Origin of the sequence: Comamonas faecalis (genome assembly GCF_039538025.1) — a bacterium.
GTDB lineage: Bacteria > Pseudomonadota > Gammaproteobacteria > Burkholderiales > Burkholderiaceae_C > Comamonas_C > Comamonas_C faecalis.
The window spans coordinates 98,086-119,339 of sequence record NZ_BAABBP010000008.1 but is presented as its reverse complement, the minus strand read 5'-3'; the positions used below and the strand labels follow the sequence as shown (position 1 = coordinate 119,339).

Annotated in this window: 24 protein-coding genes; 18 read left to right on the top strand and 6 right to left on the bottom strand. The window is 63.6% G+C overall.

Going from position 1 to position 21,254, the window contains the following annotated elements; all coding sequences use genetic code 11:
- Nucleotides 1-17: 17 nt before the first annotated feature.
- From pstS to ABD767_RS06445, 9 genes are all read left to right on the top strand, one after another.
- A complete protein-coding gene (pstS, locus tag ABD767_RS06485; RefSeq protein ID WP_344868860.1) occupies nt 18-1,076 on the top strand; it encodes a phosphate ABC transporter substrate-binding protein PstS in 1,059 nt (352 codons plus the stop codon).
- A 40-nt stretch (nt 1,077-1,116) separates the two neighbouring features.
- Complete coding sequence (pstC, locus tag ABD767_RS06480; protein WP_425549899.1) at nt 1,117-2,145, top strand: phosphate ABC transporter permease PstC; 1,029 nt, start codon at nt 1,117-1,119, stop codon at nt 2,143-2,145.
- A gap of 61 nt (nt 2,146-2,206) precedes the next feature.
- A complete protein-coding gene (gene pstA / locus ABD767_RS06475) occupies nt 2,207-3,088 on the top strand; it encodes a phosphate ABC transporter permease PstA (RefSeq protein ID WP_103045007.1) in 882 nt (293 codons plus the stop codon).
- A gap of 11 nt (nt 3,089-3,099) precedes the next feature.
- Nucleotides 3,100-3,885: a phosphate ABC transporter ATP-binding protein PstB gene (gene pstB / locus ABD767_RS06470; RefSeq protein ID WP_103045006.1), complete on the top strand. Its 786-nt coding sequence runs from the start codon at nt 3,100-3,102 to the stop codon at nt 3,883-3,885.
- A 144-nt stretch (nt 3,886-4,029) separates the two neighbouring features.
- Nucleotides 4,030-4,731: a phosphate signaling complex protein PhoU gene (phoU, locus tag ABD767_RS06465; protein WP_103045005.1), complete on the top strand. Its 702-nt coding sequence runs from the start codon at nt 4,030-4,032 to the stop codon at nt 4,729-4,731.
- A complete protein-coding gene (gene phoB, locus ABD767_RS06460; protein ID WP_103045004.1) occupies nt 4,728-5,417 on the top strand; it encodes a phosphate regulon transcriptional regulator PhoB in 690 nt (229 codons plus the stop codon). Before phoU ends, phoB begins: the two co-directional genes overlap by 4 nt.
- Nucleotides 5,418-5,460: 43 nt before the next feature.
- The gene (phoR, locus tag ABD767_RS06455) at nt 5,461-6,816 is read left to right on the top strand and encodes a phosphate regulon sensor histidine kinase PhoR (protein WP_103045003.1); all 1,356 of its coding nucleotides are present in this window, start codon (nt 5,461-5,463) and stop codon (nt 6,814-6,816) included.
- A gap of 120 nt (nt 6,817-6,936) precedes the next feature.
- Entirely contained in the window at nt 6,937-8,028 is a 1,092-nt protein-coding gene (locus ABD767_RS06450; RefSeq protein WP_103045002.1) for a 3-hydroxyisobutyryl-CoA hydrolase, read from the top strand.
- Nucleotides 8,028-8,507 (top strand): acyl-CoA thioesterase, encoded by a 480-nt coding sequence (locus tag ABD767_RS06445; protein WP_344868853.1) that lies wholly within the window; start codon nt 8,028-8,030, stop codon nt 8,505-8,507. The genes ABD767_RS06450 and ABD767_RS06445 overlap by 1 nt, the downstream gene beginning before the upstream one ends.
- Nucleotides 8,508-8,518: 11 nt before the next feature.
- On the opposite strand, the gene smpB is transcribed toward ABD767_RS06445, so the two are convergent.
- Nucleotides 8,519-8,992: an SsrA-binding protein SmpB gene (smpB, locus tag ABD767_RS06440; protein WP_103045018.1), complete on the bottom strand. Its 474-nt coding sequence runs from the start codon at nt 8,990-8,992 to the stop codon at nt 8,519-8,521.
- 131 nt (nt 8,993-9,123) lie between these two features.
- On the opposite strand from smpB, the gene ABD767_RS06435 reads away from it, so the two are divergent.
- The gene (locus tag ABD767_RS06435; protein ID WP_103045000.1) at nt 9,124-9,564 is read left to right on the top strand and encodes an SRPBCC family protein; all 441 of its coding nucleotides are present in this window, start codon (nt 9,124-9,126) and stop codon (nt 9,562-9,564) included.
- Nucleotides 9,557-9,883 (top strand): RnfH family protein, encoded by a 327-nt coding sequence (locus ABD767_RS06430; RefSeq protein ID WP_103044999.1) that lies wholly within the window; start codon nt 9,557-9,559, stop codon nt 9,881-9,883. Before ABD767_RS06435 ends, ABD767_RS06430 begins: the two co-directional genes overlap by 8 nt.
- A gap of 44 nt (nt 9,884-9,927) precedes the next feature.
- Here the strand turns inward: ABD767_RS06430 and ABD767_RS06425 are convergent, their stop codons facing one another.
- Nucleotides 9,928-10,521, bottom strand: a complete 594-nt coding sequence (locus ABD767_RS06425) for a DUF4124 domain-containing protein (protein WP_103044998.1) — start codon at nt 10,519-10,521, stop codon at nt 9,928-9,930.
- A 109-nt stretch (nt 10,522-10,630) separates the two neighbouring features.
- Between ABD767_RS06425 and guaB the strand changes: the two genes are divergently transcribed.
- The 6 genes from guaB (at nt 10,631) to repC (ending at nt 17,366) form a co-directional block, all read left to right on the top strand.
- Nucleotides 10,631-12,106 carry an IMP dehydrogenase gene (guaB, locus tag ABD767_RS06420; protein WP_103044997.1) on the top strand — a complete coding sequence of 492 codons (1,476 nt, stop codon included), beginning with the start codon at nt 10,631-10,633 and terminating at the stop codon, nt 12,104-12,106.
- Nucleotides 12,107-12,182: 76 nt separating this feature from the next.
- Nucleotides 12,183-13,790 (top strand): glutamine-hydrolyzing GMP synthase, encoded by a 1,608-nt coding sequence (gene guaA, locus ABD767_RS06415; protein WP_103044996.1) that lies wholly within the window; start codon nt 12,183-12,185, stop codon nt 13,788-13,790.
- Nucleotides 13,791-14,094: 304 nt separating this feature from the next.
- Nucleotides 14,095-15,297 carry a tyrosine-type recombinase/integrase gene (locus ABD767_RS06410; RefSeq protein WP_000954590.1) on the top strand — a complete coding sequence of 401 codons (1,203 nt, stop codon included), beginning with the start codon at nt 14,095-14,097 and terminating at the stop codon, nt 15,295-15,297.
- A 147-nt stretch (nt 15,298-15,444) separates the two neighbouring features.
- On the top strand, nt 15,445-15,666 hold the full coding sequence (locus tag ABD767_RS06405) for a helix-turn-helix transcriptional regulator (RefSeq protein WP_001179606.1): 222 nt from the start codon (nt 15,445-15,447) through the stop codon (nt 15,664-15,666).
- 4 nt (nt 15,667-15,670) lie between these two features.
- Nucleotides 15,671-16,498: a helicase RepA family protein gene (locus tag ABD767_RS06400; protein ID WP_001162384.1), complete on the top strand. Its 828-nt coding sequence runs from the start codon at nt 15,671-15,673 to the stop codon at nt 16,496-16,498.
- Entirely contained in the window at nt 16,485-17,366 is an 882-nt protein-coding gene (gene repC / locus ABD767_RS06395; protein WP_000743064.1) for a replication protein C, IncQ-type, read from the top strand. The genes ABD767_RS06400 and repC overlap by 14 nt, the downstream gene beginning before the upstream one ends.
- A 206-nt stretch (nt 17,367-17,572) precedes the next feature.
- Here the strand turns inward: repC and ABD767_RS06390 are convergent, their stop codons facing one another.
- The 3 genes from ABD767_RS06390 to tetR(C) all read right to left on the bottom strand — a co-directional run bounded on the left by ABD767_RS06390 (nt 17,573) and on the right by tetR(C) (nt 19,769).
- A complete protein-coding gene (locus tag ABD767_RS06390) occupies nt 17,573-18,277 on the bottom strand; it encodes an IS6-like element IS26 family transposase (RefSeq protein ID WP_001067855.1) in 705 nt (234 codons plus the stop codon).
- Between the two features lie 531 nt (nt 18,278-18,808).
- Nucleotides 18,809-19,123, bottom strand: a complete 315-nt coding sequence (locus ABD767_RS17275; RefSeq protein WP_061342203.1) for a helix-turn-helix domain-containing protein — start codon at nt 19,121-19,123, stop codon at nt 18,809-18,811.
- Nucleotides 19,110-19,769, bottom strand: a complete 660-nt coding sequence (gene tetR(C), locus ABD767_RS06385) for a tetracycline resistance transcriptional repressor TetR(C) (RefSeq protein ID WP_001038045.1) — start codon at nt 19,767-19,769, stop codon at nt 19,110-19,112. Before tetR(C) ends, ABD767_RS17275 begins: the two co-directional genes overlap by 14 nt.
- A gap of 92 nt (nt 19,770-19,861) precedes the next feature.
- Between tetR(C) and tet(C) the strand changes: the two genes are divergently transcribed.
- Complete coding sequence (gene tet(C), locus ABD767_RS06380; protein WP_001297013.1) at nt 19,862-21,052, top strand: tetracycline efflux MFS transporter Tet(C); 1,191 nt, start codon at nt 19,862-19,864, stop codon at nt 21,050-21,052.
- Nucleotides 21,053-21,107: 55 nt separating this feature from the next.
- Here tet(C) and ABD767_RS06375 read toward each other — a convergent pair whose 3' ends face one another.
- Nucleotides 21,108-21,236 carry a type VI secretion protein gene (locus ABD767_RS06375; RefSeq protein WP_001260374.1) on the bottom strand — a complete coding sequence of 43 codons (129 nt, stop codon included), beginning with the start codon at nt 21,234-21,236 and terminating at the stop codon, nt 21,108-21,110.
- Nucleotides 21,237-21,254 lie beyond the last annotated feature (18 nt).

Here is a 21,254-nt window from a genome sequence, read left to right as displayed (position 1 = left end):
AACCTTCAGGGTATGCGATGTTCCAGACACTGATTCCTTCTCTGCGCCGGCTGCGCCGGCTGGCCGCCGTAGCCGGCGCAGCCGTCCTGCTGCCCGCCGCCTGGGCCCAGGGTGAGGCCACCGGCGCGGGCGCCAGCTTCCCCGCGCCGCTGTACGCCAAGTGGGCGGCTGACTACCACAAGGCCACGGGGGTGAAGATCAACTACCAGTCGGTCGGCTCGGGTGCGGGCCTGCGCCAGATCGAGGCCAAGACGGTGGACTTCGGTGCCTCGGATGCGCCGCTCAAGGACGAAGACCTGGCCAGGAAAGGCCTGGTGCAGTTTCCCACCGTGATCGGCGGCGTGGTGCCGGTGGTCAACATCAAGGGGCTGCAGCCCGGCCAGCTCAGGCTGAGCGGCCAGGTGCTGGGCGACATCTACCTGGGCAAGATCGGCCGGTGGAACGACCCGGCGATCATGGCGCTGAACCCCGGCGTCAGCCTGCCGGACGCCGACATCGCAGTGGTGCGCCGCGCCGACGGCTCGGGCACCAGCTTCATCTTCACCAACTACCTGTCCAAGGTGAACGCCGAGTGGAAGGCCAAGGTGGGCGAGGGCACGGCGGTGAACTGGCCGCTGGGCGCGGGCGGCAAGGGCAACGAGGGCGTGGCCGCCTTCGTCGGCCGCCTGGCCAACTCCATAGGCTACGTCGAGTACGCCTACGTGAAGCAGAACAAGATGAACTGGGTGCGGCTGCAGAACGCCGACGGCCAGTTCGTCGCCCCCGAGGATGACAGCTTCAAGGCCGCCGCGGCAGGGGCCGACTGGAGCCAGAGTTTTCATCAGATATTGACCGACCAGCCCGGCAAGACTGCCTGGCCGCTGACCGGCGCTACCTTCATCCTGATGCACAAGGCGCAGGACAAGCCGCAGCAGGCCGCCACGGTGCTGAAATTCTTCGAGTGGGCCTACCAGAACGGCGACAAGACGGCGGCCGACCTGGACTACGTGCCCATGCCCGAGGCGGTCAAGGGCGTGATCGCCCAATCCTGGGGGCAGATCGTCGATGGCGCGGGCAAGCCTGTCGCACTGAAATAATCCGGCCCTGGCGGGGGCTTTTGCTGTCCGCCGCCGCGCCATGCATTCAGAAGGCCGTCCCGTGCCCACCTCCTTGACTTCCGCCGCACCGCCCCTGGTCCAATCCGGCGGGCCACCGGGGCGCAGCCCCTGGCTGCCCGCGCATTGGGCCGACCGGCTGTTTGCCGCCCTGGCGCACGGCGCAGCCCTGCTCACGCTGGCGCTGCTCGCCGGCGTGCTGGTGTCGCTGGTGATCGGCGCCTGGCCCTCCATCCGGCATTACGGGCTGGGTTTTCTCACCAGCACGGCCTGGGATCCGGTCCAGAACGACTACGGCGGCCTGGTGATGATCTACGGCACGCTGATGACCTCGGCCATTGCCCTGCTGATCGCCGTGCCGGTGAGTTTCGGCATTGCGCTGTTCCTGACCGAGCTCTCGCCCGCCTGGCTCAAGCGCCCGCTGGGCACGGCCATCGAGCTGCTGGCCGCCGTGCCCTCCATCGTCTACGGCATGTGGGGGCTGATGGTGTTCGGCCCCCTCCTGGCCACCTGGGTGCAGCAGCCGCTGCAGGCGCTGTTCAAGGGCGTGCCCTACCTGGGCGCGCTGGTGTCGGGGCCGCCGGTGGGCATTGGCATTTTGTCGGCCGGCATCATCCTGGCGATCATGATCATCCCGTTCATCGCCTCGGTGATGCGCGACGTGTTTGAAGTGACGCCGGCGCTGCTCAAGGAATCGGCCTATGGCCTGGGCGCCACCACCTGGGAGGTGGTGTGGAAGGTGGTGCTGCCCTACACCAAGACCGGCGTGCTCGGCGGCGTGATGCTGGGCCTGGGCCGCGCCCTGGGCGAGACCATGGCCGTGACCTTCGTGATCGGCAACATGAACCAGCTCAATTCGCTCTCGGTGTTCGAGGCCGCCAACAGCATCACCTCGGCGCTGGCCAACGAGTTTGCCGAGGCCGGCGAGGGTCTGCACCAGGCCTCGCTGATCTACCTGGGGCTGGTGCTGTTCTTCATCACCTTCGTGGTGCTGGCACTGTCCAAGCTGCTGCTGTCACGACTGCAAAAGGGCGAGGGGGAGCGCGCATGAGCCCCCGCACGGCCGTCCCGAAGGGGGCTCGCACCGCAGTGCGAAGCACGGAGGTTATCCAATGACCACCTCGCAAAAACTCATCTCCGCCGCCGATCTGGCCCATCTGCGGGCGCAGCGCTTTGCCGCGCGCCGGCGCGTGAATCAGGTGGCGCTGGCCCTGTCGCTGGCGGCCATGGCCTTTGGCGTGTTCTGGCTGGTGTGGATCCTGTGGGAGACGATTCGCCTGGGCCTCTCAGGGCTGTCGCTCTCGCTCTTCACCGAGATGACGCCCCCGCCCAACGAGGCCGGCGGCCTGGCCAACGCCATCTTCGGCTCGGGCGTGATGGTGGCGCTGGCCACTTTCGTGGGCACGCCCATCGGCATCCTGGCCGGCGTCTACCTGGCCGAATACGGGCGCCGGGGCTGGCTTGCGCCCTGCACGCGCTTCGTCAACGACATCCTGCTGTCCGCCCCCTCCATCGTGCTGGGCCTGTTCGTCTACACCGTGGTGGTGGCGCGCTTCAAGAGCTTTTCCGGCTGGGCCGGGGTGCTGGCGCTGGCGCTGATCGTCATCCCGGTGGTCATCCGCACGACGGAGAACATGCTGCTCCTGGTGCCCGCCAGCCTGCGCGAGGCAGCCTACGCCCTGGGTACGCCCAAGTGGAAGGTCATCCTGCTGGTGACGCTGCGCGCCGCGCGCGCCGGCGTGATCACCGGCGTGCTGCTGGCCGTGGCGCGCATCGCGGGCGAGACGGCGCCGCTGCTCTTTACCGCGCTGAACAACCAGTTCTGGAACGGCGACCTGAGTAAACCCATGGCCAGCCTGCCGGTGACCATCTTCAAATTTGCCATGAGCCCGTACGAGAACTGGCAGCAGCTCGCCTGGGCCGCCGTCTTCCTCATCACCGCCGCGGTGCTGGGCCTCAACATCCTGGCGCGCGTGTTGACGCGCCAGAAATAAGGAATCGCCCCATGTCTTCTGTAGCCACTGTGGCCCCAGCGCCGCGCGCCAAGCTGGCCGTGCGCGACCTGAACTTCTACTACGGCAAGTTCCATGCCCTGAAGGGCATCGACCTCGACATTCCAGAGAACAAGGTCACGGCCTTCATCGGGCCTTCGGGTTGCGGCAAATCGACGCTGCTGCGCACCTTCAACCGCATGTTCGAGCTCTACCCCGAGCAGCGCGCCCAGGGGCAGATCCTGCTCGACGGCGAGGATCTGCTCACCAGCCGCCAGGACGTGGCGCTGATCCGCGCCAAGGTCGGCATGGTGTTCCAGAAGCCCACGCCGTTCCCGATGTCGATCTACGACAACATCGCCTTCGGCGTGAAGCTGTTTGAAAACCTGAACGCCACCGACATGGACGAGCGCGTGGAATGGGCGCTGAAGAAGGCCGCGCTGTGGAACGAGGTCAAGGACAAGCTCACGCAGAGCGGTGCCGGCCTGTCGGGCGGGCAGCAGCAGCGCCTGTGCATCGCGCGCGGCATCGCCATCCGGCCCGAGGTGCTGCTGCTCGACGAGCCCTGCTCGGCGCTGGACCCGATCTCGACGGCGAAAATCGAGGAGCTGATCGCCGAGCTCAAGAACGACTACACGGTGGTCATCGTCACGCACAACATGCAGCAGGCAGCGCGCTGCAGCGACTACACGGCCTATATGTACCTGGGCGACCTGGTGGAGTTCGGCGCCACGCAGGACATCTTCTTCAAGCCCCAGCGCAAGGAAACCGAGGACTACATCACTGGCCGTTTTGGCTGATTTTTGACCCCCTCCCCCTTTGGGGGAGGGCAGGGGTGGGGGCCAGCGGCGCTGGCCTGGCGCTGTCGTCATGCATGGCGAGCCCCCATCCCCGCCTTCCCCCAGAGGGGGAAGGAGTGAATACCGCAATACCCTGCACACACCATGACCGACAAACACCTCTCCACCCAGTTCGACAGCGAACTGCACGATATCTCGGCCCGTGTCATGGAGCTGGGCGGGCTCGTGGAATCGCAGATCCGCCAGGCCATCGCCGCGCTGTCCCAGTTCAGCCTGGAGGCGGCCGACCGGGTCGCGTTCATCGAGAACCGCGTCAACCAGATGGAGGTCGAGATCGACCACGAGCTGATCACCATCATTGCCCGGCGCCAGCCCACGGCGCGCGACCTGCGCCTGCTGATGGCGTTTTCCAAGGCGACCAACAACCTCGAACGCATGGGCGACGAAGCCGCGCGCATGGCGCGCATGGTGCGCTCGATCATCGAGAGCGGCGCGGCGCGCTCGCTGCCCAGCAGCGACCTGCGCGTGGCGGCCGACCTGGCCTCGGGCCTGCTGCGCAAGGCGCTCGATGCGTTCGCGCGGCTGGACACCAAGGCAGCGCTGGCCATCCTGAAGGAGGACGACCTGATCGACCATGAGTTCGACGGCTTCGTGCGCAAGCTCATCACCTACATGATGGAAGACCCGCGCACCATCTCGGCCAGCCTGGATCTGCTGTTCCTGGCCAAGGCCATAGAGCGCATCGGCGACCATTCCAAGAACATCGCCGAGCTGATCATCTACCTGGTCGAGGGCAAGGACGTGCGCCACCAGTCCATGTCCGAGATCGAATCCGCCATCCAATGAGAAAACTTCCCACGATTCTTGTCGTCGAGGACGAGCCGGCGATTGCCGAGCTGATCTCCGTCAACCTGCGCCACAACGGCTTTGCACCCATCTGGGCCGAGGACGGCGCCGCCGCCCAGCGCGAGCTCGACGCGGCACTGCCCGACGTGATCCTGCTCGACTGGATGCTGCCGGGCCAGAGCGGCCTGCAGCTGGCGCGCAAGTGGCGCGCCGATGCGCGCACCCGGCCCGTGCCCCTGCTGATGCTGACCGCGCGCGGCGACGAGCCGGACAAGGTGGCGGGGCTGGATGCCGGCGCCGACGACTACATCACCAAGCCGTTCTCGACCCAGGAACTGCTGGCGCGCATCCGCGCCGTGCTGCGCCGGCGCGCGCCCGAGCTCGATGGCCAGCCGGTGGTGGTGGGCGCCCTGGTGCTCGACCCGGCCACGCACCGCGTGAGCCATGCCGGCGAGCCGCTCAAGCTCGGGCCGACCGAGTTCAAGCTGCTGCACCACCTGATGCGCCATGCCGAGCGTGTGCACAGCCGCGCGCAGCTGCTCGACAAGGTCTGGGGCGACCACGTGTTCATCGAGGAACGCACCGTGGACGTGCACGTCAAGCGCCTGCGCGAGGCGCTGGGCGAGGCGGCAGCCATGCTGGAGACCGTGCGCGGTGCGGGCTACCGCATCACGGCGGCGCCATGACTCCAGCAGTCGTGCGTTGGTACGCAACAGAGGTGGCGCGCCCATGTTCTGGCATCTGGTGATTTTTCTCGCCGCCCAACTGCTGGGTGCGGCGGCGGGAGCCTGGGCCGCCGGCCCCTGGGGCGCGGCCGCCGGCGTGGCGCTGGCGTCCTGGCTGTACTGGGGCTGGCAGGCCTGGCGCGCCCAGCGCGTGCTGGCCTGGCTGCGCCAGGGGGGCGAGGCCGCCCAGGCGCCGGCGCTGCGCGGCGTGGGCGGCCAGTGGGGCGAGGCGGCAGACCGCATGCGTCGCCTGCTGCGCCAGCGCGAGCAGCAGGCGGGCGCCAGCGACGCGCGCCTGCAAGCTTTTCTGGACGCGCTGCAGGCCTCGCCCAACGGCGTCATCCTGCTCGATGCCGCGGGCCACATCGAATGGTGCAACCAGACGGCGGCCGAGCATTTCGGCCTGGACGCGGAGCGTGACCGGATGCAGTCCATCGGCAACCTGCTGCGCGAGCCCGAATTCAGCGCCTATCTGGCAGCGGGCGACTACCGGCACGACGTGCAACTGCCCGGGCGAGACAGCACGCCCGCGCACCCGGTGCGGCTGTCGGTGCGCCTGCACCCTTATGGCGAGGGACGGCGGCTGATGCTCTCGCGCGACATCACGCAGCTGGAGCAGGCCGATGCGATGCGCCGCGACTTCGTTGCCAACGTCTCGCACGAGATCCGCACGCCGCTCACCGTGCTGGCCGGTTTTGTCGAGACGCTGCAAACCCTGCCCCTGCAAGACGACGAGCGCGCGCGCTACCTGGGCCTGATGGCGCAGCAGGCCCGGCGCATGCAGCACCTGGTGCAAGACCTGCTGACGCTCTCGCGCCTGGAAGGCAGCGCGCCGCCGGGCATGGATTGCTGGACGGGCGTGGGCCAGTTGCTGCAGCGCTGCGAGCAGGAGGCGCGCACGCTGTCGGTTCAGCTCACGCCAGCGGGCGCAACGCCCCAGCGGCTGGTGTTTCCGGATGCGGAGCAGCTGCTGTCATGCGGCGAACTGGCTGGTAATCCCGAGGAACTGCACAGCGCGCTGTCCAACCTGATCGGCAACGCGGTGCGCTACACGCCGGCGGGCGGCAGCATCCGCGTCGATTGGCAGCTCCAGCCGGACGGCAGCGCGCGCTTTGCCGTGCGCGACAGCGGCCCCGGCATCGCACCAGAGCACCTGCCGCGCCTGACCGAGCGCTTCTACCGCATCGACCGCAGCCGCTCGCGCGAGTCGGGCGGCACCGGCCTGGGCCTGGCGATTGCCAAGCATGTGCTGCAGCGCCACGGCGCGCAGCTGTCGATCGACAGCACCCTGGGGCAGGGCAGCGTGTTCACCGTGCACTGGCCGGCGCAGCGCTGGCGCCCGGGCGGCGCATCGGCGTGAGCCGGCGCCTGCCGCGCCGCATGGCGCGGTGGCGTCAGGCGGCAGCGGGGATGGCTTGCATAATCGCTGCGCGCTGGTTGTACCGGTTTTCAATGAACGACCTCGATGAAAGGAACAAGCATGGTGGAGATGACGGGTGATGTGGTTGCCGAGCTGCGCGGCCAGGTGGGTTGCATCACGCTCAACCGGCCCAGGGCGCTCAATGCGCTGTCGCTGGCCATGGTGCGCGACCTGATGGCGCAGCTGCTGGCCTGGCAGCACGACGACGCAGTGCTGGCCGTGGCCATTCGCGGCAGCAACAAGGAGGGGCCGTTCGGCGCGTTCTGCGCGGGCGGCGACATCCGTTTTCTGCACGCGGCGGGCAGCAGCGGCAACCCCGAGATCGAGGACTTCTTCACCGAGGAGTACGCGCTCAACCACCTGATCCACACCTATGGCAAGCCCTACATCGCTTTCATGGACGGCATCGTCATGGGCGGCGGCATGGGCATCAGCCAGGGCGGCACGCTGCGCATCGTCACCGAGCGCACGAAGATGGCCATGCCCGAGACCGCGATCGGCCTGTTCCCCGACGTGGGCGGCGGCTACTTTCTGAGCCGCTGCCCGGGCCATGTCGGCGAATGGCTGGCGCTGACCGGCCAGACCATTGGCGCGGCCGATGCGCTGGCCTTTGCGCTGGCCGACGGCTTTCTGGAAAGCGACCGCCAGGCCGGCGTGTGGGACGGCCTGGCCACGCAGCGCTTCGCCGACGGCCAGGCGGTGCAGCAGTGGATTCAGGGCCAGCTGCACAGTGCACCCGAGCCGCAAGTTGCCGAGCGCGCGCAGATCGATCGCGTGTTTGCGCTGACCAGCGTGCGCGAGATGATCGCCGCGCTGGAAGCGGACGACAGCGCATGGGCGCAGGAGACGGCTGCGGTGCTGCGCAAGCGCTCGCCGCTGATGCTGCACGTGGTGCTCGAGCAGATCCGCCGCGCGCGCGGCATGGAGCTGGGCGATGACCTGCGCATGGAGCGCGACATGGTGCGCCACTGCTTTTACCTGCGCCCTGGCGAGAGCGAGACGCTGGAAGGCATTCGTGCGCTGGCCGTGGACAAGGATCACAGCCCTGCCTGGAGCCCGGCGCGCATCGAGGACGTCGATCTGCAACTGGTGCAGCAATTCTTTGCCAGCCCCTGGCCGGCCTACGCTCACCCGCTGGCGGCGCTGGCCTGATGCATGCAGCCGCCGCGCCCGCCGATCTGCCGTGGGATTGGCCACGACCGTTCACGCTGGCGCTGTCGCCGTGCGAGGACGACATCGACGAGCTGCGCCACACTAACAACGCGGTCTACGTGCGCTGGTGCGAGCAGGCAGGCTGGGCGCATTCCGCGGCGCTGGGACTGGCCGTCCCCGACTACCATCGCCTGGGCCGCGCCATGGTGATCCGCCAGGCCGAGTACGACTACCTGTTGCCCTCGCTGCTGGGCGACGAGCTGCTGCTGGGCACCTGGATCAGCGCGAGCGACGGCAAGCTGACGATGCGCCGGCGCTTTCAGCTGGTGCGTCCGCGCGATGGCGCCACCGTGCTGCGCGGGCGCTGGGAGCTGGTGTGTGTGGATCTGCAAAGCGGCCGCCCGCGCCGCCTGCCGCAGGACTTCGTCGACGTCTATCTGCCGGTGCTGGTCAGCGACGAAGTACGGGTTGAAGGCTGAGCCACGCCGCTTCAGCGGTGGCGGCTCTTCATCGCGCGCTCGACCTCGCGCTTGCCCTCGCGCTCGCGGATGGTGTCGCGCTTGTCGTGCTCGGCCTTGCCCTTGGCCAGCGCAATCTCGCACTTGGCGCGGCCGTTCTTCCAGTGCAGATTCAGCGGCACCAGGGTGTAGCCCTTTTGCTCCACTTTGCCGATCAGGCGGCGGATCTCGTCCTTGTGCAGCAGCAGCTTCTTGATGCGCACGGCGTCGGGGCTGACGTGGGTGGACGCGGTCTTGAGCGGGTTGATCTGGCAGCCGATCAGGAACAGCTCGCCGTTCTTGATGACCACGTAGCCGTCGGTGAGCTGCACCTTGCCGCTGCGCAGCGCCTTGACCTCCCAGCCGTGCAGCACCATGCCCGCCTCGTGGCGCTCTTCTATGAAATAGTTGAAGAGCGCTTTCTTGTTGTCGGCAATGCGGGACGATGAATCGGATTTCTTGGCCATGGCGTTGAAGTGGGGTGCAAACAATCGGTTGCAAGCCCTCTCTACAATGCCTGCTTTTGCGAACCCATGGATTCTAGGGCCAGCGCGGCGGCACACCGCGTGCCGCGGCAGCCGCCGGCCACCGCTCTTGCATGAAAACCGTCAACAAATCCGTCCTGATCTGGTACAGCCCCGCAGAAATGTTTGCTCTGGTGACGGATGTGGAGAAATACCCGCAGTTCCTGCCCTGGTGCGACCATGCCCGTGTGCTGGAGCGCTTTGACGGCGGAATGATGGCCGAGGTGGGCATGTCGCTGGCGGGGCTGCGCAAGTCCTTCGTCACGCGCAACACGCACGAGGAGGGCCGGCGCGTGACGATGGAGTTGGTGCAGGGGCCGTTCTCTCACCTCGATGGCGACTGGCATTTTCTGCCCGTGGGCGATGGCAGCCAGCGCGCCTGCAAGGTGCAGCTGGAGCTGCGCTACGGTTTCTCCAGCCGTACGCTGGCAACCGTCGTCGGACCGGTGTTCGACCGCATTGCTTCCAGCCTGGTTGACGCCTTCATCGAGCGTGCCCAGAAAGTCTATGGCTGAGACGCCTGTGTCGGCGCCGCTGGACATCGTTCTTGCCTGGTCGACCGAGCCCGGCCGGGTGCGTGAGCTGGCCTTGCAGCTGCCGCCCGGCGCCACTGTGGCGCAGGCGCTTGCCGCCGCCGGCCTGCAGCAGGCGTGCGCGGACGGCGCGCTGCACTGTGGCATCTGGGGCAGGGCGGTGGCGCTGGATGCGCCGCTGCAGCGCGGCGACCGCGTCGAGGTGGTGCGCGACTTGCGCGTCGACCCCAAGGTGGCGCGGCGTGCGCGCTTTGACGCCCAGGGCAAGCGCGCGGCCGGCTTGTTTGAGCACCGGCGTTGACGTGTATTTGATCCGCGCGGGGCGTTGCTCGCCGCGCTCGAAGGTTACTTGCAGTCGCTGTCGATGACTTGCTGCACGCGCTTGAGCTCGGCGTTGCGCGTTGCATCGTCCATGAAGCCTTGCTCGCCGCGGCTGTTGGTGTGGGCCAGCAGCCGGCCCGAGGTCAGCGTGGCCTGCGTCTGCCGCGCGCGGGCGCAGTTGTCGGCCTTCAACTTGGCCTGGCGCTGCGCCTGCTCCTGTTCGCGGGCTTTTTGCTGTGCGGCCTCGGCGGCCTGCTGCTGCGCAAGCTTGTCGGCGAGCGGCTTGTCCTGGCCTGCGCCGGCGGTAGCGGGCGCCTGGGGTTGCGGTGCGCCTTCGGCCGCGTTGTCCGCCTGCGGTGCGGCTGCGTCGCCGGCCGGGGCGTCGTTTGTATCCGCAACGGGTGTGCCGGGCGCCTCCGACTGGGCGGGTGCGGTCGTCGGCGGAACCAGAGTGTTGCCGTGCGGGCGCTGCAGGATGTTCTTGTCCGGCACGCTCAACGGCGGTGGGCGGTCGCTGAAGACCTTGCGGCCGCCCTGGTCGACCCATTGCCATTGAGCGGGCGCCGCAGTGGCGTATACGAGCGCGGAGAGCCACAAGAGGTGCTGGTGCAGTTTCATACCGTGCAGTGTAACTGGAGGTAATCAATAGGTGTGCATCCGGCTGTCGGCACGCCGCTGCGCGAGCTTTGGCTTGACGGGTACAATCCCTCTTTTGGAGCCTTTACCCATGCGCCTTCTCGGAAAAGCGCTCACCTTCGACGATGTGTTGCTGGTGCCCGCGTACTCCCAGGTCCTGCCCAAGGACACTTCTCTCGCCACGCGCTTCACGCGCAACATCACCCTGAACCTGCCGCTGGTGTCCGCCGCCATGGACACCGTGACCGAGGCGCGCTTGGCCGTCGCCATCGCGCAGGAGGGTGGCATTGGCGTCATCCACAAGAACATGACGGCCGAGCAGCAGGCCGCCGAGGTGGCCAAGGTCAAGCGCCACGAGTCGGGCGTGGTGCACGACCCGGTGGTCATCACTCCCGAGCACACGGTGCTGCAGGTGCTGGAGCTGTCGGAAAACCTGGGCATCTCGGGCTTTCCGGTGTGCGACGGCGGCAAGGTGGTCGGCATCGTGACCAGCCGCGACGTGCGCTTCGAGACGCGCTACGACGTCAAGGTGCACCAGATCATGACGCCGCGCGAGAAGCTGGTCACCGTGAACGAAAAGGATCACACCAGCCCGCAGCAGGCCAAGGCACTGCTGAACCGTCATAAGCTGGAGCGCCTGCTGGTGGTGAACGACGCCTTTGAACTGAAGGGCCTGATCACCGTCAAGGACATCAACAAGCAGACCACCTTCCCCAACGCCGCGCGCGACAGCGAAGGCCGCCTGCGCGTGGCCGCTGCTGTAGGCGTGGGTGCGGGCACTGAAGAGCGCGTCGCACTTCTCGTCAAGGCCGGCGTGGACGCCATCGTCGTTGATACCGCCCACGGCCACAGCAAGGGCGTGATCGACAGGGTGCGCTGGGTCAAGCAAAACTATCCCGCGGTCGACGTGATCGGCGGCAACATCGCCACCGGCGCCGCAGCGCTGGCGCTGGTCGAGGCCGGCGCCGACGCGGTCAAGGTCGGCATCGGCCCCGGCTCGATCTGCACCACCCGTATCGTCGCGGGCGTGGGCGTACCGCAGATCATGGCCATCGACAACGTAGCCACTGCGCTCAAGGACACGGGCGTGCCTTTGATTGCCGACGGCGGCATCCGCTTCTCGGGCGACATCGCCAAGGCGATTGCGGCAGGCGCCTCCACCATCATGATGGGCGGCATGTTCGCCGGCACCGAAGAGGCGCCGGGCGAGGTCATCCTCTACCAGGGACGCTCCTACAAGAGCTACCGCGGCATGGGCTCGATTGGCGCGATGCAGCAGGGCAGCGCAGACCGCTACTTCCAGGAAGCAACCACCGGCAACCCCCAGGCCGACAAGCTGGTGCCCGAGGGCATCGAAGGCCGCGTGCCCTACAAGGGCAGCATGGTCAGCATCGTCTATCAGATGGCCGGCGGCGTGCGCGCAGCTATGGGCTATTGCGGCTGTGCGACGATTGCCGAGATGAACGACAAGGCCGAGTTCGTGCAGATCACGGCCGCTGGCATCCGCGAGTCGCACGTGCACGACGTGCAGATCACCAAGGAAGCCCCCAACTACCGCGCCGACTGAAAGCTGGCGCACCGCAGGCCCGAACCCGCTCCAAGGCGTTCGGGCCTTTGTCTTTTCCCGACCCTGTCGCCCCACCATGCAACACGACAAGATCCTCATCCTCGACTTTGGCTCCCAGGTCACCCAGCTGATTGCCCGCCGCGTGCGCGAAGCCCATGTGTACTGCGAGGTTCACCCTTGTGACGTCGGCAGCGACTGGGTGCGCCAGTTTGCCGCCGACGGCAGGCTCAAGGGCGTGATTCTCTCGGGCAGCCACGCCAGCGTGTACGAGGTCGACGACAAGGCACCGGACGCGGTGTTCGAGCTGGGCATTCCCGTTCTGGGCATCTGCTACGGCATGCAGACCATGGCCAACCAGCTTGGCGGCAAGGTCGAGGGCGGCCATACGCGCGAATTCGGCTACGCCGAGGTGCGTGCCCACGGTCACACCGCCCTGCTCAAGGGGATCGAAGACTTCGCCACGCCCGAAGGCCACGGCATGCTCAAGGTCTGGATGAGCCATGGCGACAAGGTCACGCAGCTGCCGCCGGGCTTCAAGGTCATGGCCAGCAATGCCAGCTGCCCCATCGCGGGTATGGCCGACGAGGCGCGCCATTACTACGCGGTGCAGTTCCACCCAGAGGTCACGCACACGGTGCAGGGCGCGGCGCTGCTGACGCGCTTCGTGCGCGAGATCTGCGGCGCGCGCGCCGACTGGGTGATGAGCGACCATGTCGAAGAGGCCATTGCCCGCATCCGCGAGCAGGTAGGCGACGAGGAGGTGATCCTGGGCCTGTCCGGCGGCGTCGACTCATCGGTGGCCGCCGCGTTGATCCACCGCGCAATCGGTGACCAGCTCACCTGCGTGTTTGTCGACCACGGCCTGCTGCGCCTTCATGAAGGCGACATGGTCATGGAGATGTTCGAAGGCAAGCTGCACGCCAAGGTCATCCGCGTCGATGCGTCCGAGCTGTTCCTCTCCAAGCTCGCGGGGGTGAGCGAGCCTGAGCAAAAGCGCAAGATCATCGGCGGCCTGTTCGTCGACGTCTTCAAGGCCGAGGCCGCCAAGCTCAAGCAGGCCGGCGGCGGCCACAAGGGTGCAAGCTTTCTGGCCCAGGGCACCATCTACCCCGACGTTATCGAGTCCGGCGGCAAAAAGGCCGTCACCATCAAGAGCCACCACAACGTCGGCGGCCTGCCCGAGCAGCTGGGTCTGAAACTGCTGGAGCCGCTGCGCGACTTGTTCAAGGACGAAGTGCGCGAGCTGGGCGTGGCCCTGGGCCTGCCGCACGCCATGGTCTACCGTCACCCCTTCCCCGGCCCGGGCCTGGGCGTGCGCATCCTGGGCGAGGTGAAGAAGGAATACGCCGACCTGCTGCGCCGCGCCGACGCCATCTTCATCGAGGAACTGCGTGCCTGCATCGACGAAAAAACCGGCAAGAGCTGGTACGACATGACCAGCCAGGCCTTTACCGTCTTCCTGCCCGTGAAAAGCGTCGGCGTGATGGGCGACGGCCGCACCTACGATTACGTGGTGGCGCTGCGCGCGGTGCAGACCAGCGACTTCATGACCGCCGACTGGGCCGAACTGCCGTATACGCTGCTCAAGAAGGTGTCTTCGAGAATCATCAATGAAGTGCGTGGCATTAACCGCGTAACCTACGATGTGTCGAGCAAGCCGCCGGCGACGATTGAGTGGGAATGATTCCGCGTCTGGCACAGCCAGGCACCTGATGGCATGAAATGCCGCTAAGCCCGCGTAATTGCGGGCTTTTTTTTGTTTGTGTTTGGCACGATCTGGCAACGGGAGGAAGCGCCAAGCACCGTTTGAGCATGGCATTAAAGCTGGTATTATGGTTTGGCGATGCCATGATTGATGCCGATACCATGCTGCGTTCTTTTGTGTGTTCATGGTATTAATATTCTATAAGTTACTGTTTCGTAAGAAAAAATACGATAAATTCGAGATTTTTTCAGCATGGTATCGGAGACGAAGAAGGACAAGGTACATGCTGACCGATACCAAGCTGCGCAATCTCAAGCCCAGGGACAAACTCTACAAAGTGAATGACCGGGAAGGTCTCTATGTGGCAGTGACTCCAGCCGGCTCCATCTCGTTCCGTTACAACTACTCAATCAACGGTCGGCAGGAGACCATCACCTTTGGGCGTTATGGTGTCGGTGGCATCACCCTGGCCGAAGCCCGCGAGCTGTTGGGTGACGCCAAGAAGATGGTTGCGGCGGGCAAGTCGCCGGCCAAGGAGAAAGCCCGAGACAAGGCGCGGGTGAAAGATGCAGAGACGTTCGGTGCCTGGGCGGAGAAGTGGCTGCGTGGCTACCAGATGGCCGACTCCACCCGCGATATGCGCCGCTCGGTTTATGAGCGTGAGCTGAAGCCGAAATTCAGCAATCAGAAGCTGGTGGAGATCACCCACGAAGACTTGCGGGCGCTGGCTGATGCCATTGTTGAGCGAGGCGCACCGGCCACCGCCGTTCATGTGCGTGAAATCGTGTTGCAGGTATTTCGCTGGGCCATCGAGCGTGGGCAGAAGGTCGAAAACCCGGCAGAACTGGTGCGCCCAACAAGCATCGCTCGATTCGAGCCACGTGACCGAGCGTTGACGCCAGAAGAAATTGGGCTGATGTACCAGTACATGGAGCGAGTGGGCACAAGCCCAACAAACCGTGCGGCGGCCAAGCTGTTATTGCTGACGATGGTGCGCAAGAGCGAGCTGACCAATGCGACCTGGAGCGAGATCAATTTCAGCGAAGCGTTGTGGACGATTCCAAAGGAGCGGATGAAACGCCGTAACCCGCACCTGGTATTTCTGTCCCAGCAGGCTCTGGATATTTTCATTGCCATGAAAACCTTTGCCGGTGGTTCCGACTTCGTTTTGCCATCACGGTACGACTCGGATGCGCCGATGAGCGCTGCCACACTTAACCAGGTGCTGACGCTGACTTACAAGGCGGCGCAGAAAGATGGGAAGTCACTTACCAAGTTCGGACCGCATGATTTGCGGCGCACAGCCAGCACGCTGTTGCATGAGGCCGGCTACAACACCGACTGGATCGAGAAGTGCCTGGCGCACGAGCAGAAGGGCGTGAGGGCTGTCTACAACAAGGCTGAGTACCGCGAGCAGCGGGCGGCGATGTTGCAGGATTGGGCCGATATGATTGATGAGTGGACTTCGGGAGGCAGTAAGGGTTGATGTTTTTGCTATCTTTGATAGCATTGAAGTTGATGCCGTGAATTTATAAATAAGGCCGCCATTGGCATCGGGCAGGTCAATTACCGATTAGCTGCTTCGCGCAGCTACTCGATGAATAGCAACTATTCATTTGAGAGGTATTGACCCATGCAAAATATAAAGACCCTCATCAACAGGAAGAAGCTCCTGGAGATGATCCCGCTTTCGACACGAACAATTTATAACCTGGAGCAGCGAGGGGATTTTCCACGCCGTATCGCGTTAACCAGTAGAAATGTCGCCTGGGATTTGTCAGAGGTCGAAGAGTGGATTGAGGCACGTAAATCATCGGGTGATCAAGCTGCGCGACCTGGCCCTATAGAGGGCTAGTTATATGGCTCTTGATCTTATGGCGGCTTTCACGGAATTGCCGCCACCCATTGATTATGTTCTGCCTAATATGGTTGCTGGCACTGTTGGTGCTCTTGTGTCGCCTGGTGGGGCTGGTAAATCCATGTTGGCCCTTCAATTGGCTGCACAGATTGCAGGCGGGCCTGATTTACTTGAAATAGGCGAGTTTCCCACCGGGCAAGTGGTCTATCTGCCTGCTGAAGATCCACCGGCCGCTATTCACCATCGTCTGCACGCCCTTGGGGCACACCTCAGCGCAGCGGAACGGCAAGCCGTGGCTGATGGTTTGCTCATTGAACCCTTGATCGGTAAATGCCCAAACATCATGGCTGCTAGCTGGTTCGATGCTCTCAAACGAGCCGCTGAAGGTCGTCGCTTGATGATCTTGGACACTTTGCGGCGCTTCCACATTGAGGAGGAGAACGCTAGCGGGCCGATGGCGCAGGTTGTTGGGCACATGGAGGCCATAGCCGCTGATACAGGCTGCTCCATTGTGTTTCTGCACCACGCGAGTAAAAGCGCAGCCATGATGGGGTCGGGCGATCAACAGCAGGCCAGTCGTGGATCGTCCGTACTGGTTGATAACATCCGTTGGCAATCGTACCTATCCGGCATGACGCAAGGCGAGGCCGAGATACTGGGGGTCGATGATTGTCAGCGTGGGTATTTTGTCCGCTTTGGCGTCAGCAAGGCCAACTATGGCGCACCTTTTCAAGAACTCTGGTTTAGACGGCACGACGGCGGCGTGTTGAAGCCTGCTGTACTGGAGCGGCAGTGCAAGGTGAAAAGGAGACAGCGTGAAGAAGCCTAAGCATGACCTGACCCACGTCCGACATGATCCCGCGCACTGTTTGGCACCTGGCCTGTTCCGCAGCCTCAAGCGTGGCGATCGCAAACGCTGCAAGCTGGACGTGACCTACACCTTTGGCGAGGACGAATCCATGCGTTTCGTCGGATTCGAACCTCTCGGGGCCGATGATATGCGTCTTTTGCAAGGCATCGTGGCCCTTGGCGGCCCGAACGGCATCTTGCTAACCCCGGAACCGACCAGTGAGACGGGGCGACAGCTACGGCTATTCCTTGAACCCCGTTTCGAAGCCATTGAGCAAGACGGCTTGGTGGTTCGTGAGAGCCTGACCAAACTGCTCTCAGAAACGGGCATGACGGATAGCGGCGACAACATCAAGGCGCTCAAAGCCAGCCTGCTGCGCATGTCGAACGTCACCATCCTTGTGACGAAGGGACGGCGGCAAGCCGCGTTCCACCTGATGAGTCATGCTTTTGACGAGACGGACGGCAGGCTATGGGTTGCCCTGAATCCGCGTATTGCCGAAGCGATCCTGGGGCATCGTCCATATGCCCGTATCGACATGGCGGAAGTGCGGGTGCTACAGACTGATCCGGCACGGCTGATGCACCAACGGCTATGCGGCTGGATCGACCCCGGCAAATCCGGGCGCGTGGAACTGGACACGCTTTGCGGCTATGTCTGGCCAGATGAAGCCAATGCCGAAGCTATGAAAAAACGCCGTCAGACTGCCCGGAAGGCACTGGCCGAACTTGCCGCCGTGGGTTGGGTAGTGAACGAATACGCCAAGGGAAAATGGGAGATCAAGAGGCCTGGCCCCACGGCAACTGCACCCGTTTACCGTCGTAACGTTCCCTTGTTACCGTCGTAACGCTCCCCTTCTGCCGTCGTAACGTTCCCCGTCCCAATTTGGAAAACCCAGACGGTGCGCTGCTTTGCGGGCAGTTTGGGAAATCCATCCAAGATTATCTAAAGATAATCCATCATGCGCGGTGCAGCTCGCGCCTTGAGGGCGCGTTCTGACCGGCACTGTTGCAAAGTTAGCGATGAGGCAGCCTTTTGTCTTATTCAAAGGCCTTACATTTCAAAAACTCTGCTTACCAGGCGCATTTCGCCCAGGGGATCACCATAATAAAATGCTGAGGCCTGGCCTTTGCGTAGTGCACGCATCACCTCAATACCTTTGATGGTGGCGTAAGCCGTCTTCATGGATTTAAATCCCAGCGTGGCGCCGATTATCCGTTTCAGTTTGCCATGATCGCATTCAATCACGTTGTTCCGGTACTTAATCTGTCGGTGTTCAACGTCAGACGGGCACCGGCCTTCGCGTTTGAGCAGAGCAAGCGCGCGACCATAGGCGGGCGCTTTATCCGTGTTGATGAATCGCGGGATCTGCCACTTCTTCACGTTGTTGAGGATTTTACCCAGAAACCGGTATGCAGCTTTGCTGTTACGACGGGAGGAGAGATAAAAATCGACAGTGCGGCCCCGGCTGTCGACGGCCCGGTACAGATACGCCCAGCGGCCATTGACCTTCACGTAGGTTTCATCCATGTGCCACGGGCAAAGATCGGAAGGGTTACGCCAGTACCAGCGCAGCCGTTTTTCCATTTCAGGCGCATAACGCTGAACCCAGCGGTAAATCGTGGAGTGATCGACATTCACTCCGCGTTCAGCCAGCATCTCCTGCAGCTCACGGTAACTGATGCCGTATTTGCAGTACCAGCGTACGGCCCACAGAATGATGTCACGCTGAAAATGCCGGCCTTTGAATGGGTTCATGTGCAGCTCCATCAGCAAAAGGGGATGATAAGTTTATCACCACCGACTATTTGCAACAGTGCCCATAGGCTTCATCAGCGCCTGACTGGCGAGCACGATTCCGGCCCTAGCCGCAGGATCGCGCAGGACGACCTAGTTACGAACCAGGCCGAGTGTTCCTGACATCCATCGGCACCATAGTTCTGCTTATCCGGCACGCGCGCGTCAGGGGTGTGGTGAACTACAAAGCAGACCCGTTGAGGTTATCAGTTCGATGCACAATCAGCAGCGCATAAAATATGCACAAGAACAGGAGCACCCTTCGCATTAAGCTGTGGTGGTAACAAGTAGTGCCGGGCTACCATCAGCGAGCATGATGCGCTCCCACAGCATTCGCCTTGGCAGTATGGAAGTTCCTCGCTCCAGTTCGGGCCGGTATCCACCTCGAGTGACCCCAGCCGCCCCTCATGCCAACCGAGCCCATTAAGCGCAGAGTCGGCCGCAACTATCTCGGGGACGCATAAACACGCAGCGATTTACCAAGGAGTTCGGCTAGGTCAATCCGCAATTCCCTTTGCCTGGCCGGAGATGCCGCGAGCAAACAATGTGTCCGGTCGCTACCAGATGGACTTTGTGGGCGGAGGATTGCACCAGACGCTTCAGCGCAGCGTCGTACGATGAATCGGAAGGCCCGGTAAGCAATTGAAGAACCGCTGACCACCTCCCATCCGACAATGCAAGGGTGCCCCGCTCCCAGCGCGACACGGTTGCCTGATCCACACCCATTAATTCAGCTAGGTGACTTTGCTTCATATGACGAAGCAACCGCGCCCTCCGCACCTGCCGCCCCCTGTCATTCGTCAACATTCTTCAGCACCTCAATGTCGTTCGTAGTGAGCCTCATTTTTTCAAGACCGCCGATGATGAGAGCCAGGCCTCGCTCGAATGCCGCGTCCGGACCGCCTTCGTAGACGATTTTCATCGCGCTCTGTAGGCGCGCCGGCATCGTAGACGCTGAGGTGGTCAACTGATCTTCGCCCCGCTCCTCGGCGTCTGCCTCGCTAGCTTGCTGCTCAAGAACAGCGCCGACGGTGAAGTAGCTGATTGCCATCAACGCATAGGTCGCGTCACCTGCCGAAAAGCCAGCATCGCAAAGGAAGCGAAGCTGCGCGTCGGCTTTTTCCATCTGCGGCGCGGCTGGCCGCGTCCCGGCATGAATACGCGCGCCATCGCGATAAGCGAGCAACGCCCGTCGAAAACTGCATGCATTGCCCTTCAGGAACGAACGCCAGTCGTCGTCATCCCTTGGCGTCGAATGCGTGTGATTTATCGTCAGCATGGCTTCGGCAAGTGCGTCGAGCAACGCACGCTTGTTCTTGAAATGCCAGTAGAGCGCTGGCTGTTGCACCCCGAGGCGCTCAGCCAGTCGGCGCGTCGTTAGACCTTCCATGCCCACGTCGTTAAGCAGTTCGAGCGCGGTTCGGATCACGGCCTCGCGTTGGAGCTTGTTCATTCGCGAATTCTCATGTTTGACAGCTTATCATCGATAAGCTTTAATGCGGTAGTTTATCACAGTTAAATTGCTAACGCAGTCAGGCACCGTGTATGAAATCTAACAATGCGCTCATCGTCATCCTCGGCACCGTCACCCTGGATGCTGTAGGCATAGGCTTGGTTATGCCGGTACTGCCGGGCCTCTTGCGGGATATCGTCCATTCCGACAGCATCGCCAGTCACTATGGCGTGCTGCTAGCGCTATATGCGTTGATGCAATTTCTATGCGCACCCGTTCTCGGAGCACTGTCCGACCGCTTTGGCCGCCGCCCAGTCCTGCTCGCTTCGCTACTTGGAGCCACTATCGACTACGCGATCATGGCGACCACACCCGTCCTGTGGATCCTCTACGCCGGACGCATCGTGGCCGGCATCACCGGCGCCACAGGTGCGGTTGCTGGCGCCTATATCGCCGACATCACCGATGGGGAAGATCGGGCTCGCCACTTCGGGCTCATGAGCGCTTGTTTCGGCGTGGGTATGGTGGCAGGCCCCGTGGCCGGGGGACTGTTGGGCGCCATCTCCTTGCATGCACCATTCCTTGCGGCGGCGGTGCTCAACGGCCTCAACCTACTACTGGGCTGCTTCCTAATGCAGGAGTCGCATAAGGGAGAGCGTCGACCGATGCCCTTGAGAGCCTTCAACCCAGTCAGCTCCTTCCGGTGGGCGCGGGGCATGACTATCGTCGCCGCACTTATGACTGTCTTCTTTATCATGCAACTCGTAGGACAGGTGCCGGCAGCGCTCTGGGTCATTTTCGGCGAGGACCGCTTTCGCTGGAGCGCGACGATGATCGGCCTGTCGCTTGCGGTATTCGGAATCTTGCACGCCCTCGCTCAAGCCTTCGTCACTGGTCCCGCCACCAAACGTTTCGGCGAGAAGCAGGCCATTATCGCCGGCATGGCGGCCGACGCGCTGGGCTACGTCTTGCTGGCGTTCGCGACGCGAGGCTGGATGGCCTTCCCCATTATGATTCTTCTCGCTTCCGGCGGCATCGGGATGCCCGCGTTGCAGGCCATGCTGTCCAGGCAGGTAGATGACGACCATCAGGGACAGCTTCAAGGATCGCTCGCGGCTCTTACCAGCCTAACTTCGATCATTGGACCGCTGATCGTCACGGCGATTTATGCCGCCTCGGCGAGCACATGGAACGGGTTGGCATGGATTGTAGGCGCCGCCCTATACCTTGTCTGCCTCCCCGCGTTGCGTCGCGGTGCATGGAGCCGGGCCACCTCGACCTGAATGGAAGCCGGCGGCACCTCGCTAACGGATTCACCACTCCAAGAATTGGAGCCAATCAATTCTTGCGGAGAACTGTGAATGCGCAAACCAACCCTTGGCAGAACATATCCATCGCGTCCGCCATCTCCAGCAGCCGCACGCGGCGCATCTCGGGCAGCGTTGGGTCCTGGCCACGGGTGCGCATGATCGTGCTCCTGTCGTT